Below are 13506 nucleotides of genomic sequence, written 5' to 3'. Positions count from 1 at the left end.
CCGGCAAGTCTCCCCGGGCTACTGTCAACTCAGCCGAGAACCTGGGGGCTTGACGTGAGCGGACAACCCAACACCCGGCTCGCGGACCTGTTCGGCCTGGCCGGCTGGTCCAAGGGCGAACTCGCGAGGCTGGTCAACCGGCAGGCGGCGGCCATGGGCCATCCCCAGCTGTCGACCGACACCTCCCGGGTGCGGCGGTGGATCGACACGGGAGAGATCCCGCGCGATCCGGTGCCGCGGGTGCTGGCGGCTCTGTTCACCGAGCGTCTCGGCCGTGTCGTGACCATCGAGGACCTCGGTCTGGTCCGGCACGGGCGTGCGGGGAAACGGCAGGGCGGCGGGAGCGCCGATGCTCCCGACGGTGTGCCGTGGGCGCCCGAGCGGACTGCTGCGGTCCTCACCGAATTCACGGGAATGGACCTCATGCTCAACCGACGCGGCTTGGTGGGCGCGGGCGCCGCGCTCGCCGCGGGATCCGCACTCAGCAGCGCCATGTACGACTGGCTGCACACCGACCCTTCCCTGGCTGCCGACGCCCCGGACCTCGACCATCCCCTGCACGCCGACCCCGCCGGGTTCGACCGCTACGAGGCCGCCCCCATCGGGTCGCAGGAGATCGAGGAACTGGAGCGCTCGGTCGAGGTGTTCCGTGCCTGGGACGCGGCCCGCGGCGGCGGGCTCCAGCGCAAGGCCGTGGTGGGCCAGCTCAACGAGGTGGGCGGCATGCTCGCCTACCGTCACCCACCCCACCTCCAGCGGCGCCTGTGGGGCGTCGCCGCCAACCTCGCCGTCCTCGCGGGCTGGATGTCGCACGACGTCGGCCTGGAGCCCACGGCCCAGAAGTACTTCGTCATCGCCGCGCACGCGGCCAGAGAGGGCGGGGACCGGCCCCGCGCGGGCGAGGCACTGTCCCGCGCGGCCCGCCAGATGGTGCATCTGGGCCGGCCCGACGACGCCCTGGACCTGATGAAGCTCGCCACGTCCGGTTCGGGCGAGGAGGTGCTGCCCCGCACCAGGGCGATGCTCTACACCATCGAGGCCTGGGCGCAGGCCTCCATGGGCAAGGGCCAGGCGATGCGCCGCACGCTCGGGCGGGCGGAGGACCTCTTCGTCTCCGACAAGGCCGACGTGCCACCGCCGGACTGGATGCAGACCTTCAAGGAGGAGGACCTCTACGGCATGCAGGCCCTGGCCTACCGCACGCTCGCCGAGTTCGAGCCGGGCGCGGCCGCCCACGCCCAGCACTACGCGGAGAAGGCGCTGGCCCTGCGGGTCGACGGCCGGCAGCGGTCGAAGATCTTCGACTACCTGTCGATGGCGTCGGCCTGCTTCATCGCGGACGACCCCGAACAGGCGGACCGCTACGCGCGACTGGCCCTGGTGTCGATGGGATCGAACTCCTCCCACCGCACCTGGGACCGGCTGCGCCAGATGTACCGGCTCACGGCCGAGTACTCCGGTTACCCGAAGATCCAGGAGTTGCGGGAGGAGATCAAGCTCGCCCTGCCGAAGACGAAGGGCAGGACTGGCAACCACGTACAGGCCTGAGTTCCCTAAGACATGACCCTGGCGACGAGCACACAGGCGTTGTCCTCGCGCTCGCTGTCGCCGAGTTCCTGGACGACGGTCCGTACGCAGTCCTCCGCGGTGCCGGTCAGGCGCGGTGCCAGGCCGAGGAGGAGGTTCGCGGCCGCCGATCCAGTGTGCCCGGGTACCAGCCCGTCGGTGTGCAGGAGCAGCAGGTCGCCCACCTCGAGCGTCTCTTCGGCCTGCCCGTAGACAGCGCCCGAGGTGGCGCCGAGCAGGACGCCGTCCGGTGTGTTCAGTACACGCCCCGTCCCGTCGCGGAACAGCATCGGGGCGGGGTGTCCGGCCTGTGCCCACACCAGGGTGCGGGTCGCGGGACGGTAGCGACAGCAGACGGCGCTGCCCAGGGCGGGCTGCACGGTGGCGTCGAGTAACTGGTTCAGCCAGGCCATCAACTGCCCTGGCTGGGCGCCGGCCATGGCCATGCCGCGTACGGCGCCGAGCAGCATGGTCATGCTCGATGTGACGCCGACTCCCTGGCCGGTGAGATCGCCGACGCTGAGGAGTGTTTCGCCGTCGGTCAGTTCGAGCGTGTCGTACCAGTCGCCACCGATGAGTGTGTGGGTGGACGCCGGCAGATGGTGGGAGGCGAGGTCGAGAATCCTGGGGCCCCGGTGCGGGAGCCGCAGGGAGCCGCGCCACGGCGGCAGCACGGCCTCCTGCAGCTCGACCGCGAGCCGGTGCTCGTTCCGCGCGGCCTCCTGCCGGTCGTGGAGCGAGTCACGGGTCTCGCTCACCACCCGCTGGCTGCGGCGCAGTTCGCTGACGTCGCGCAGCACGGCCCACATCGAGGCGGTGCTGCCGTCAGTGTCGAGCACCGGTTCGCCCATCATGTGCACGGTCCGTACGTCGCCGCCCCGGCGGGCGATGCGGAACTCGCCGTCGATGGGCCGGGCGTCGACGAGGCAGTTGGTGACCATCGTCGTCAGCTTCGGCCGGTCCTCGTCCACGACCAGTGACGGCAGCTCGTCGAGGGTGAGTGGGGGAGCGGCCGGGTCGCGGCCCAGGATCCGGTAGAGCTCCCCGGACCAACTCGCCTCGTCCGTCAGCAGGTTCCACTCGGCGCTGCCGACGCGGCTGAGCAAGGAGCTCTGCGGGGGGACGGAGGGTTCGGGGGCCGCCGCCGTGGGCAGGGGGCCGTCCCGCAGCTGGGCCAGGTGCTCGTCGAGGTCGTTGAGCTGGTGCAGAGCCAGGTCGTACAGGGCGCGCTGCCAGCGTTCGCGCGGGTCGTCCGATCCCTCTTCCTCACAGTCGCGGCGCACCGCGTCCACGTCGCCCTTGAGCCGCCGCGTCTGCGATATGAGCGCGTCGACCGAGCCGCGTCCGGGCGGCTGGGCGGCTGGGCGGTCCGCGGAGAGGTGGGACGGCATGACGCACTCCGATGCGGGGACGGTACGACCAAGGCGGACGGAAGGACCGTTACGACTGTTGCACAGCCCGCGACGCCCTGTAAGGGATTCGGCGACACCCGATACGGTGGTGCCTCTGGCATATGCCGCAGTCTCACCGGGCTACTCCGGGGTAGGTACGGAACACCTTCCCCGTGGGCTCAAGTCGTAGATTACACAGGCTATTTGACACCCCATGGGGAACACCCGCACGAGGCTCATGCGGGTGTTCGACGAGCCTGCGTTCGAACCTCGGTCAGTACCGCAGCACCCCGGCCATGCCGTCCGCCTCTCCGAGGGTGCCGTCCGGTACGAAGCGGACGTCTGCCCCGGTCTCCAGGCACTGCTCGACGATCTCGTCCACGATGTCCTCGCGGGAGTCGAGGTCGCCGCTCTCGGCGAGGATCAGATGGTCCCCGGCGTCGCGGACCGTCACGCGGTAGTTCTCCTCGACGGCCAGCAGCCGGACGCGGCCGTCCCGGGCGCTCTGCCACAGCTCGTCGACACCGGCGGCGAACTCCCGCCGCCCGCGGGCCGTTTCGAGGGCGCGGGTCACGGCGTCCGTACTCCTGCGGGCCTCCGTCTCGACCACCGGGCGTACGGCCTGCCACACGGTCTCCGGGGTCCCGTGCGCGAGCCCGCCGTGCGGGATGTGCACCGCACCCCGGGCGGTGCCGCCGACCTCGTCCAGCAGGGAGAGGGCGGCCGGCTCGCCGGTGACGTACAGCTGTCTCGGGCGGTCGCGCAGTACGGCGTTCATCGCGGTGTCGGCCTCGCGGAGGAACTGGCGGGTGCGTTCCTCCCGGAAGGCGCTCGGCGTGTCGCCGATCCGCTGCTGCCGTTCCGGGTCGAAGTTCTCCATGCGCCGGGTCAGCGGGAAGCCGCCGACCCGGGCCTCGGCGACCCGGTCGACGCCGCCGTTCCACAGCGTGGCGCGGTCCGCGGCGAGCGACAGGACCCAGAAGGGGCGCCCGGCCGTCTGGGCGGAGACGAGGTTGCGGGTGAGGAAGGTGTCCGAGAGGACCACGCGTTCGGGTACGGACCTCGCCAGTGACCACACCTGGTGTTCGCCCGGGGCGGCGAAGATCGCCAGGCCGTCCTCGGCGTGGGTCAGGTCGATCTCGGTCAGGGCCCGGTCGAGGTGCCCGGCGACCTCGGTGCGTCGCTCACGGGTGACGGCCGGATCGGCCTCCAGCTGCCTCTTGGCCTCGGCCACCGCATTGCGCAGCCGGACCTGGTCCTGGGTGTTGTACGGATCGCGCCGATGTGTCGGCGTCAGCACGGAGACCGCGGGGTAGGGGCGCGGGCGCCGCAGCTCGGCAAGGGTCGCGGGACTCAGAACGCTCTCCATGACAGAACGATAGAGCGAATTCGCCATGGGGGCATTTGGGGCAGTCGATCTCATTCGTCGTCGCGGTCGGAGCCGCAGGAGCTGCCGTCCGGCGGCAGCGTTCCGTACAGCAGGAAGGCGTCGACCTTGCTGTGCACACACTTGGACGAGCCGTAGCCGGTGTGGCCCTCGCCCCGGTTGTCGAGCACCACGGCCGACGACCCGAGCCGCCTGGCCGTCTCCACCGTCCAGCGGTACGGCGTGGCGGGGTCGCCCCGGGTGCCGACGAGCAGCATTCTCGGCGTGTCCACGTCCTTGACGTCGTCGCGGATGTAGTCGGTGCCCTTGGGGCGGCCGTAGCACATCAGCACCTGGGTGAGCCGGTAGCGGCCGAAGACGGGTGACGCCTGCTCGTAGCGGGCGCGCAGCCGGCCGAGGTCCTTGGTGATCTGCGCGGCGGCGGGGCGGTCGGGATCGTCCGCGCAGTTGACCGCCATCAGCGCCGCCGGCAGGTTGTCGAGCGGCACGTCCGCGGGGTCGGTGAGTCCGGCGTGCGGGCGGCCGCGCAGCGGGAGGGTGAAGCCCCCGGACAGGAAGGCCTCCAGGCCGCTCGGGTCGCCGTCCTCGAGCAGTCGGCCGATGGCCCGCTGCAGCGAGGGCCACAGCTCCCTGCTGTAGAGGCCCTGCCCGAGGGCGCCGGCGAAGTCCTGGCCGGAGAAGGCCTCGCCGAAGTCGGTCGGCACCGGGTCCTTGTCGAGCGACTCGACCACGTCCACGACGTGCTCCCGGGCCTCGCGCGGAATCCGCCCGAACGGGCAGGCGATGTCCTCCGTGCACCAGGTCAGGAAGTTCTCCAGCGCGGTCTGCTGTCCCTGGGCGCTCACCACCCCCTGGTCGGCCAGTGGCTCGGTCAGCGTGTCGACGCCGTCCAGCACCATCCTGCCGACCTTCTCGGGGTACTGGGCCGCGTACACCGCGCCGAGCCGGCTTCCGTAGGAGAAGCCCAGATAGTTGAGCTTGTCGTCGCCGAGCGCGTCGCGCATGACGTCCAGGTCGCGGGCGGCGTCGACCGTGCCGATGTGGGGCAGGACCGGGCCCGAGTGCTCGGCACACTCGGCCGCCGCCGCGCGCAGCTCTTCGAGGACGGCCCCGGGGTCGGTCACGTCGGCGTTGCCGTCGGTCGCGTCCAGGGCGCTGTCCGAGGCGTTTCCGCAGCTGACCGGCGAGGAGCGGCCGACGCCGCGGGGGTCGAAGGAGACTACGTCGTAGCCGTTCGTCAGGCCCATGAAGTCCTTGCCGCCCATGGCGAGTTGGGCCACGCCCTGACCGCCCGGGCCGCCGAAGTTCAGCAGGACCGAGCCCCGGGACTTGCCCGTGGCCCGGTAGCGGGCGACGGCGACGTCGAGGGTGCCCTTCCCGGGCTCGGCGTAGTCGAGCGGGACGGTGACCTTCCCGCACTGCAGGTCCTTCGGCATGTCCATGCCCTCGCACTTCGACCAGGTGACCTTCTGGTCGTAGAAGCGCGTGAGGCCGGGGGGCGAGTCGTCGGCGGCCGGCAGTGCGGTGCCCAGCAGGGCGAGTCCGGCCGTGCCGGCGACCGCGCAGCGCCGTATCGAGGAGCGCGTGGACAGCTTGGCCAGCATCGGTGCCTCCAGGGACGCGGGGCGCCCCGCAGCGGACCGGGATCGGCGCCCTCGCTCACCATATGCGGGCCCCGGAAGCCGCGCCTCCGGGCGGGCGGGGCAGGGTCACACGCCGTGACCTGCACGGCTCGTCCCAGATGGGAAGCCCCCGGACGAGTCTGCGTGCGAAGCCCGCATACGAAGGGCTTTACCGCTAGTTCGACAACCGGGCCGCTCGATGGAGTGAAAGGCCGATAAGCCATAACTCGGACCGGGCGCCCCGCGTTCTATCCGGTGCGGGTGAGTGCCCGCGACGATGTCTGGAAGGCAGGGGTCCCATGAGACGGGTTACCCGAAACGGAGTGATCGCCGTCGCCGCCGCCTCGGGCGCGATGGCCGTGACAGTCCCCGCGTACGCCGGTTCCGGCGCGGGCGGCTCGGCGGCCGGTTCGCCCGGGGTGGTCTCCGGCAATACCGTCCAGCTGCCGGTGCACGTCCCGGTGAACGTGTGCGGGAACACCGTGAACGTGGTGGGGCTCCTGAACCCCGCCGCCGGCAACAGCTGCGCGAACAAGGACGACGGACGAGGCGGCCGGCCGGGCAGGTCCGGCGGCGCGGTCGCCGAGGGCAGCGGAAAGGATTCGCCGGGCGTGATCTCCGGCAACGGCGTGCAGTTGCCGGTCGATCTCCCCGTCAACGTCACGGGCAACTCGGTGAACGTGGTCGGCATCGGCAACCCGGCGGCCGGCAATGAGGCCTCGAACACCCCCGGCGGCCATCGGCCGGTGCGCCCCCAGCATCCGCCGAAGCAGGTCCCGAAGCCGACCACGCCGCCCCGGGCGAAGCCGGCCCCCGAGCCGGCCCCGCACACCCCCCGGCACGCCACCGGTGCCCTGGCCCACACGGGCACGGACCACACCCTCCAGGCCGTCGCGGCGAGCGCGGCACTGGTCGCCGGGGGAGTGGTGCTGCGCCGGAGGTTCCGCCCGGGGTCGGACGGCTGACTGCTCACGGGCTACACGGCCTTCGCCACCCCGGTGAGCAGCACCATCCCCGAGTCCCCGTAGTCCGGCAGGGTCGGGTCCACGTCGATGTGGGTCACGTCCAGGTCGCGGGTCAGCGGAGTGAAGACCTCCGTGACGGTCGCCGGGTTCACCGGGCAGCCCGGCCAGCTGGAGGCCGGACCGATGCGGTACGTCGGCATGTTCTCCATGAACGCGGCGACCAGGTGTTCGCCAGCGGCACCTCCACGATCGGCAGCCGGTCCGAGTGGAGGGTGCTCACCCCCATGCCCTCCAGGTGGTCGAGGACCCGGACCGTCTTGCGGTACAGGTCGGCCCGGATCGCGTCGCCCCGGCGATCGTTGACGTCCAGCCCGGCCAGCGCGGTCGCCAGTGACGCCGTCGGCGACGGCCCCGAGTACAGATAGGGCGCCGCCGCCGCGGTCTTCAGCCGGTTCTTCAGCTCCGACGGCAGTGCGAGGAACGCCAGCAGGGACGAGTACGCCTTGGAGAATCCGCCCACGAGCACGATCCCGTCGTACGACTCCCCGGTGTGCCGCACCACGCAGTTGCCGCGCATGCCGTACGGGCACGTCTGGCCCGGCCCGCGCTCCCCGATCACGCCGAAGCCGTGGGCGTCGTCGGCGTACAGCGTCGCCCCCTCGGAGCGGCACACCGCAGGGCGAGCTCCCGCGTCACCGCGTGGCGATGTGCCACGACCATGCCCGCCAGCCGGAGGATCACCAGCAGGAACAGCACTCCGGAGCTCAGCCGCGTCCGCGGTGGAACCTGATGTGCAACTCCCGTACCTGACCGGTCAGTTCGGGGACGGGGCCGTCAACGACTACACCGGGTGCGACGTCGTGCACGGGCAGTGCCCGCACCGGCGGTGTGGGGACACCCAACTCACCCAGCCAGGAAGCGAGTTGTTCGGACGAGACGACGTAGACGATGCGCCCGAGACCGACCCAGGCGTGCGCGGCCGCGCACATCGGGCAGTGCTCGCCGGAGGTGTAGACCGTGGCGGCCGCCCGTTCCCCGGGCGTGAGGTGCGCCGCCGACCAGCGCGCCAGTTCGAACTCGGGATGCCGCGTGCGGTCGCCCGAGGCCACCCGGTTGTGGTCCTCGCCGAGGACGGTGCCGTTCCCGCCCACCAGGACCGAACCGAACGGCTCGTCCCCGGCCTCCAGGGCCTCGGCCGCGAGCTCCACGCAGCGGCGCAGGTGCGGCAGTTCGGTGTCCTTCACGACCATGTGGCCGGCCTTCCCCGTGACGATGCGATCAACAGGACCCTAGGGCGCCTGTACGCGGCGGGAAAGGACCGGGGCCGCCGCGCCGGAAAACCCGTTGCCGTCCGGCCCGGCGGCTGCTGAAGTCCGTCCATGGATCATGCCGAGCTTCTCGCCCTGTTCGACCGCCACCTGCGTGAGAGAGCGCGGCCGGACGGTCCCGACGCCCGTGTCGAGCGGACCGGCGGTGTCGTCCGCCAGGTCGCCTCCCCGCAGGGCTGGAACGGCGTCGTGTGGTCCGCCCTCGACGAGGCCGGAGCGGACGCGGCGATCGCCGGGCAGATCGGCCACTACACCGGGCTCGGCCTCGACTTCGAGTGGAAGCTGTACGGGCACGACGGGCCGGCGGATCTCGGGCGGCGGCTGCGCGCGGCCGGGTTCACGCCCGAGCCCCAGGAGACGCTGATGATCGGCGAAGCCGACGCCCTGGGCCTCGACACCGAACCGCCCGCGGGCGTGCGCGTCGTGCAGGTCACCGACCCGGCGGGCGTCGATCTCGTGGCCGACGTCCACGAGAAGGCGTTCGGCGCGGACAGTTCCTGGCTGCGCCGCCGGCTCCTCGCCCGGCTGTCGGGCGACCCGGACACCGTCGTCGCCGTCGTGGCGATGGCCGGCGACGAGCCGGTGAGCGCGGCCCGCATGGAACTCGTACCCGGCACGCCCTTCGCCGGCCTGTGGGGCGGCGGCACCGTCCAGGGCTGGCGCGGCCGCGGCATCTACCGCACCCTGGTGGCCCACCGCGCCCATGCCGCCAGGACCCTCGGCTACCGCTACCTCCAGGTCGACGCCTCCAGCCGGAGCCGGCCGATCCTGGAACGGCTCGGCTTCGTGCCGCTGACGACCACGACGCCGTACGTGTACACGGCGTAGCCGGGCGGGGGACGCGGATGTCACATCCGTGCCCGGCCGATCCGTCGCACCGTCATGACGACGAACGACCAGAACCAGGGCATCCTCCTCGCGGGCGCGAGCGGCGTCCTCGGCGGGCACATCACACGCGCCCTGACCGAGGCGGGCCACGAGGTCACGGGGCTCGGCCGGAGCCGGGAGAACGGAATCCGCGCCGACCTCATGGACCGCGACGCGCTGCTGCGCGCCGTCGACGGGCACCACTTCGACACCGTGATCCATGCCGCGACCGCCCTGCGCAAGCCCCCGATGCGGGACCGCGACATGTACGCCACCGACGCGCTGCGCACCCAGGGCACCGCGCACCTGGTCGAGGCCGCCCGCGCCACCGGCGCCCGCCGCTTCGTCGTGGAGTCCATGGCCTTCGGGTACGGCTACGGCGACCACGGCGACCGCCCGCTCACCGAGGACGACCCCTTCGGCCCGCGCGGCGGCACACCCCGGCTGGAACGGCACATCGCGGCCATGCGGACCAAGGAGCGGCTCGCCTTCGACGCGGAGGCGCTGGAGGGCATCGCGCTGCGCTTCGGACTCTTCTACGGGCCCGGCGGCACCGACGCCCTGCTGCCCCCGCTGCGCGGGCGGCGGCTGCCCGTGCCCGGCGACCGGGCCCGCGTGCTGCCGTGGGTGGAGCTCACGGACGCCGCCCGCGCGGCGGTCGCCGCCGTGGAGCGCGGCCGGCCGGGGCAGGCGTACAACATCGCGGACCACACCCCGATGGGTTTCCGCGCCCACGTCGAGGCCGTCGCCCGGGTCTTCGGACTGCCGGAGCCGATGACCGTGCCGCTGTGGCTGATGAAACCCCTGTCGTACGCGCACACCATGATGTCGTCCCGGCTCCGCATGTCCTGCGCCAAGGCGGAGCACGAACTCGGCTGGACGCCGCTCTACGCGTCGAGCGGTGAGGGGCTCGCCGCGCTGCGGTCGGCGAGTCACCGCTGAGACCCGCGCGGCCGGCGGAGGGCGGCGCGGGCCGGGTGGTGTGCGGCACTGTGGCTGGTGGCTGTCCACCCACGGCCGGTCCCGGCGCCCCTACGCCGTCAGCGGCGTGCTTTCGAACGGTCCAGCGCGGTGATGCCCAGCGCCGCGAGGCCGATCTGGATGAGCCACTGGTCCATCTCCTCGGGACCCCCGCTGTAGTGCGTGTGCCCCCGGCGGCCGGGTCACTCCGGGTCCGGGTCCCGTCACCGCGGGCGGTCGCCGGGCGGACATGGGCGGGCCGGTCCGGGACGCGGACCGGCCTTGAGTTCCCTTCCGGCGGAGCGCTACGGCCTGGACGAGGCCTTCGCCGCCGTTCCGGCGCACACCAGCCCCAGGATCACGGCCAGTGCACCGATGATGATGTTGTTCCACACGACACCGGCGTCCGGGCTTTCGCCCACGACCCACGGCGAGATGATCAACCACACTCCGAGGGCGCACATGGCCCAGCTCAGGCCGTACATGCGCTCCGGAGCGCGAGTGAACCCGAGCGCCAGCAGGCCGATCGCGATACCCATGATCAGGTTGTGGGTCACGAGCGCCGGCTGGCTGGTCGTGTAGTGGACTATCCACGGGGAGGCGGCGCAGTACAGACCGAGCAGGAACACCGGTCCGTCCACGAGCGCCACATCGCGGCCACCGAGCACGCGGGCGTACCGGTCCCGCATCTCGGAGGCATCAGGGTGGGTGGTCATGTCACCTCTGGTGGGCGAGACGTTGGCCATGACTCGTCTCCTTCTTGGTGCAGGGCGACCGCGTCTGGAGAGGTATGCGGTAAGCGCCGCGTAAGCATCATTCTGCTCTTATTTCCCCTTTATGTGTAGAGGTGGGTAAGAGGGTGTGATATCTACCCGGCGGTACATGTCCGGCCGGATCGGGGGCATCCGGATGTGTACGACAGCGACCGATCGACGTCGCCCAGGCGGGCGGCGCGGGACAGGGGAGGGCAGCGGACGTGACTGCGGCCATCAGCGCGAAGGTGTTGGAGCGGTTCCCGGCGGGGTCTCCGCGCGGATCGTGGCCCGCCGAGGAGTACGCGGCCCGCCGCCGCGCCGAGGGCGAGCCCGCCACCGTCGTGATGGACCTGGAGTCGGACGCCTTCCTCGTGGTCGTTCCGGCGGACGAGGACTGAATTCCTCCGTCCCGCACGGCCTTTCGGGTCACCTTTTGTGAAATCCGCGGTCCGGAATACGAGATGGGCCGCGGATTTCTTGACGGGCGTCGTCCCCCACTGCCACGATCCATGGCATGACCATGCGACTGGACCTCACGCGGCGACGCCACGTCGACCTCGCGCGCGTCTCCAGCGCTTCCTGTCGCGCCGCAGCCTGAGTCCTCCGGCTCGCCGCTTCCCCACACCGCCGTACCCGCCGTCGGCCGCACCCTGCCGTGCCGGCGTGACGTCCTGCGCGGTGCGATGTCCCGCACGCCCGTCCCGCGCGGTGTGTTTCCCGCACGCCTGAATTCGGCGTTCCAGTACGCCTTTTGCACGGGGCGTTCCCGAATTCGGCTCTGCCTGCGCGCAGTCGCGCCTTCTGCCTGAAAAGAGAGCCCATGGCCACCGTCCTGTCCGTCTCCGGCAGCCCCTCCGCCTCCTCCCGCACCAGCCGACTGATGCGCCGGCTGGACAAGCGGCTGGCGGCCCAGGGTCATGACGTGATCCCGCTCGACGTCCGCACCATCCCCGCCGAGGCCCTGCTCGGCGCGGACTTCCGCCACCCCGCGATCGTCGAGGCCACCGAGCTGTTCGCGCGGGCCGACGGCGTCGTCGTCGGCACACCCGTCTACAAGGCGTCCTACTCCGGTGTCCTGAAGGCCTTGCTGGACCTGCTCCCGCAGTACGCCCTGGCCGGCAAGACCGTGCTGCCGCTCGCCACCGGTGGCAGCGTCGCCCATGTCCTGGCCATCGACTACGCCCTGCGCCCGGTGCTCAACTCCATGGGCGCGGCCCACATCGTGCAGGGCTGGTTCACCCTCGACAAGGACATCGTCGTGCAGGACGACGGCTCCCTGACCGTCGCGCCGGCCGCCAACGAGGCACTCGGCCAGGTGGTCGATCAGTTCTCCGCGGCGCTCGGCCGCACCCCGCTGCTGGCGGCGGCGGGCTGACACCGCCCGCCGCCGCGCCACCGCACGTTCCCCCTCGATCGGAGACCCCCGTGTCCCTCACCTTCCACTGGTTCCTGCCCACCAACGGCGACAGCCGCCATGTCGTCGGCGGCGGTCACGGCACCCCGGCCACCGCGTCCGGGCGGGACCGGCCGCCGACGGTCGCCTACCTGAGCCAGATCGCCCGGGCCGCCGAGGAAGTGGGCTTCGCGGGCGCCCTCACGCCCACCGGCGCCTGGTGCGAGGACGCCTGGCTCACCACCGCGATGGTCGCCCAGCACACCGAACGCCTGAAGTTCCTCGTCGCCTTCCGGCCGGGACTGATCTCGCCCACGCTCGCCGCGCAGATGGCCGCCACCTTCCAGCGGCAGACCGGCGGACGGCTGCTGCTCAACGTCGTCACCGGAGGCGAGAACAGGGAGCAGCGCGCCTTCGGCGACTTTCTCGACAAGGACGGGCGATACCGCCGAACCGGCGAATTCCTGCAGGTCGTACGGGAATTGTGGGAGGGGAAAACCGTCGGCCTGCACGGCGAGCACGTCCGGGTGGAGGACGCGGCACTGGCCCGGGTGCCCGACCCCGTGCCCGAGGTCTACTTCGGCGGCTCCTCGCCCATCGCCGGCGAGATCGCCGCCCGGCACTCCGACGTCTATCTCACCTGGGGCGAACCGCCCGCACAGGTCGCCGAGAAGATCGCCCGGATCCGGTCGCTGGCCGCCGCACAGGGCCGCACCCTGCGCTTCGGTATCCGGTTGCACGTCATCACCCGTGACACCGCCGAGCAGGCCTGGGCCGAGGCGGACCGGCTGCTCGACGGATTCGACCCGCAGACGGTGGCGTCGGTGCAGGCCGGGCTCGCCCGCAGCGAGTCCGAGGGGCAGCAGCGCATGCTCGCCCTGCACGGCGGCCGCCGCGACCGCCTTGAGATCCACCCCAACCTGTGGGCCGGCATCGGCCTGGTGCGCGGCGGGGCGGGCACCGCCCTGGTCGGCGGCCACGACGAGGTCGCCGAGCGGATCCGGGAGTACCACGCCCTGGGCATCGACGAGTTCATCCTCTCCGGCTACCCGCACCTGGAGGAGGCGTACTGGTTCGGCGAGGGCGTCCTGCCGCGCCTCGCCGCGCAGGGACTGTGGCGGCACCCCGCGGGCAAGGAGACCGCGCCCGAGGCTCCGGCCCCCTTCGTGCCGGCCGCGAGCTGACACCCGGCGGCTCCCCTCCCGAAAGGATCAACCCTGGAGCCGGACGTGGGCGTCCTGGTCACCAAGGGGGCACGCAGGCCCCTTGGCG

General features: G+C 72.0%; 14 protein-coding genes and 1 pseudogene. 8 read left to right on the top strand and 7 right to left on the bottom strand.

What is annotated here, in order from left to right:
* Positions 1-54: 54 nt before the first annotated feature.
* A complete protein-coding gene (locus CEB94_RS03085) occupies positions 55-1548 on the top strand; it encodes a DNA-binding protein NsdB (protein ID WP_175430690.1) in 1494 nt (497 codons plus the stop codon).
* Between the two features lie 5 nt (positions 1549-1553).
* Here the strand turns inward: CEB94_RS03085 and CEB94_RS03080 are convergent, their stop codons facing one another.
* From CEB94_RS03080 to CEB94_RS03070, 3 genes are all read right to left on the bottom strand, one after another.
* A complete protein-coding gene (locus CEB94_RS03080; RefSeq protein WP_175430689.1) occupies positions 1554-2957 on the bottom strand; it encodes a PP2C family protein-serine/threonine phosphatase in 1404 nt (467 codons plus the stop codon).
* A gap of 274 nt (positions 2958-3231) precedes the next feature.
* A complete protein-coding gene (locus CEB94_RS03075; protein WP_175430688.1) occupies positions 3232-4326 on the bottom strand; it encodes a baeRF3 domain-containing protein in 1095 nt (364 codons plus the stop codon).
* A gap of 50 nt (positions 4327-4376) precedes the next feature.
* Positions 4377-5948, bottom strand: coding sequence for an alpha/beta hydrolase (locus tag CEB94_RS03070; protein ID WP_175430687.1), 1572 nt, complete (start codon positions 5946-5948; stop codon positions 4377-4379).
* 317 nt (positions 5949-6265) lie between these two features.
* On the opposite strand from CEB94_RS03070, the gene CEB94_RS03065 reads away from it, so the two are divergent.
* Positions 6266-6931 carry a chaplin gene (locus CEB94_RS03065; RefSeq protein WP_175430686.1) on the top strand — a complete coding sequence of 222 codons (666 nt, stop codon included), beginning with the start codon at positions 6266-6268 and terminating at the stop codon, positions 6929-6931.
* Positions 6932-6942: 11 nt separating this feature from the next.
* On the opposite strand, the pseudogene CEB94_RS03060 reads toward CEB94_RS03065, so the two are convergent.
* The 3 genes and pseudogenes from CEB94_RS03060 to CEB94_RS03050 form a co-directional block, all read right to left on the bottom strand.
* Positions 6943-7164 (bottom strand): annotated as a pseudogene (locus tag CEB94_RS03060) (class I SAM-dependent methyltransferase); the annotation flags it as partial.
* Entirely contained in the window at positions 7080-7604 is a 525-nt protein-coding gene (locus tag CEB94_RS03055; protein ID WP_425472421.1) for an aminotransferase class I/II-fold pyridoxal phosphate-dependent enzyme, read from the bottom strand. The pseudogene CEB94_RS03060 and the gene CEB94_RS03055, both read right to left, overlap by 85 nt.
* A gap of 91 nt (positions 7605-7695) precedes the next feature.
* Complete coding sequence (locus CEB94_RS03050) at positions 7696-8181, bottom strand: nucleoside deaminase (protein WP_175430685.1); 486 nt, start codon at positions 8179-8181, stop codon at positions 7696-7698.
* Positions 8182-8310: 129 nt separating this feature from the next.
* On the opposite strand from CEB94_RS03050, the gene CEB94_RS03045 reads away from it, so the two are divergent.
* Both CEB94_RS03045 and CEB94_RS03040 read left to right on the top strand, forming a co-directional pair.
* Positions 8311-9087 (top strand): GNAT family N-acetyltransferase, encoded by a 777-nt coding sequence (locus tag CEB94_RS03045; protein ID WP_175430684.1) that lies wholly within the window; start codon positions 8311-8313, stop codon positions 9085-9087.
* A gap of 54 nt (positions 9088-9141) precedes the next feature.
* Positions 9142-10068 (top strand): NAD-dependent epimerase/dehydratase family protein, encoded by a 927-nt coding sequence (locus tag CEB94_RS03040; protein ID WP_175430683.1) that lies wholly within the window; start codon positions 9142-9144, stop codon positions 10066-10068.
* 323 nt (positions 10069-10391) lie between these two features.
* Here the strand turns inward: CEB94_RS03040 and CEB94_RS03035 are convergent, their stop codons facing one another.
* Positions 10392-10832, bottom strand: a complete 441-nt coding sequence (locus CEB94_RS03035; protein WP_175430682.1) for an SPW repeat protein — start codon at positions 10830-10832, stop codon at positions 10392-10394.
* Positions 10833-11062: 230 nt separating this feature from the next.
* Between CEB94_RS03035 and CEB94_RS03030 the strand changes: the two genes are divergently transcribed.
* The 4 genes from CEB94_RS03030 to CEB94_RS03020 all read left to right on the top strand — a co-directional run bounded on the left by CEB94_RS03030 (position 11063) and on the right by CEB94_RS03020 (position 13418).
* Entirely contained in the window at positions 11063-11239 is a 177-nt protein-coding gene (locus CEB94_RS03030) for a hypothetical protein (RefSeq protein ID WP_175430681.1), read from the top strand.
* Between the two features lie 116 nt (positions 11240-11355).
* Positions 11356-11439 (top strand): putative leader peptide, encoded by an 84-nt coding sequence (locus CEB94_RS42135; protein ID WP_350710819.1) that lies wholly within the window; start codon positions 11356-11358, stop codon positions 11437-11439.
* A gap of 222 nt (positions 11440-11661) precedes the next feature.
* Positions 11662-12216: an NADPH-dependent FMN reductase gene (gene ssuE / locus CEB94_RS03025; RefSeq protein ID WP_175430680.1), complete on the top strand. Its 555-nt coding sequence runs from the start codon at positions 11662-11664 to the stop codon at positions 12214-12216.
* Between the two features lie 50 nt (positions 12217-12266).
* Complete coding sequence (locus CEB94_RS03020; RefSeq protein ID WP_175430679.1) at positions 12267-13418, top strand: LLM class flavin-dependent oxidoreductase; 1152 nt, start codon at positions 12267-12269, stop codon at positions 13416-13418.
* Positions 13419-13506 lie beyond the last annotated feature (88 nt).

Source organism: Streptomyces hawaiiensis, from assembly GCF_004803895.1.
In the GTDB taxonomy this organism is placed as follows: Bacteria; Actinomycetota; Actinomycetes; order Streptomycetales; family Streptomycetaceae; genus Streptomyces; species Streptomyces hawaiiensis.
Note: the sequence above shows the minus strand (reverse complement) of the source record. Positions and strands in the feature narration are given on the sequence as shown.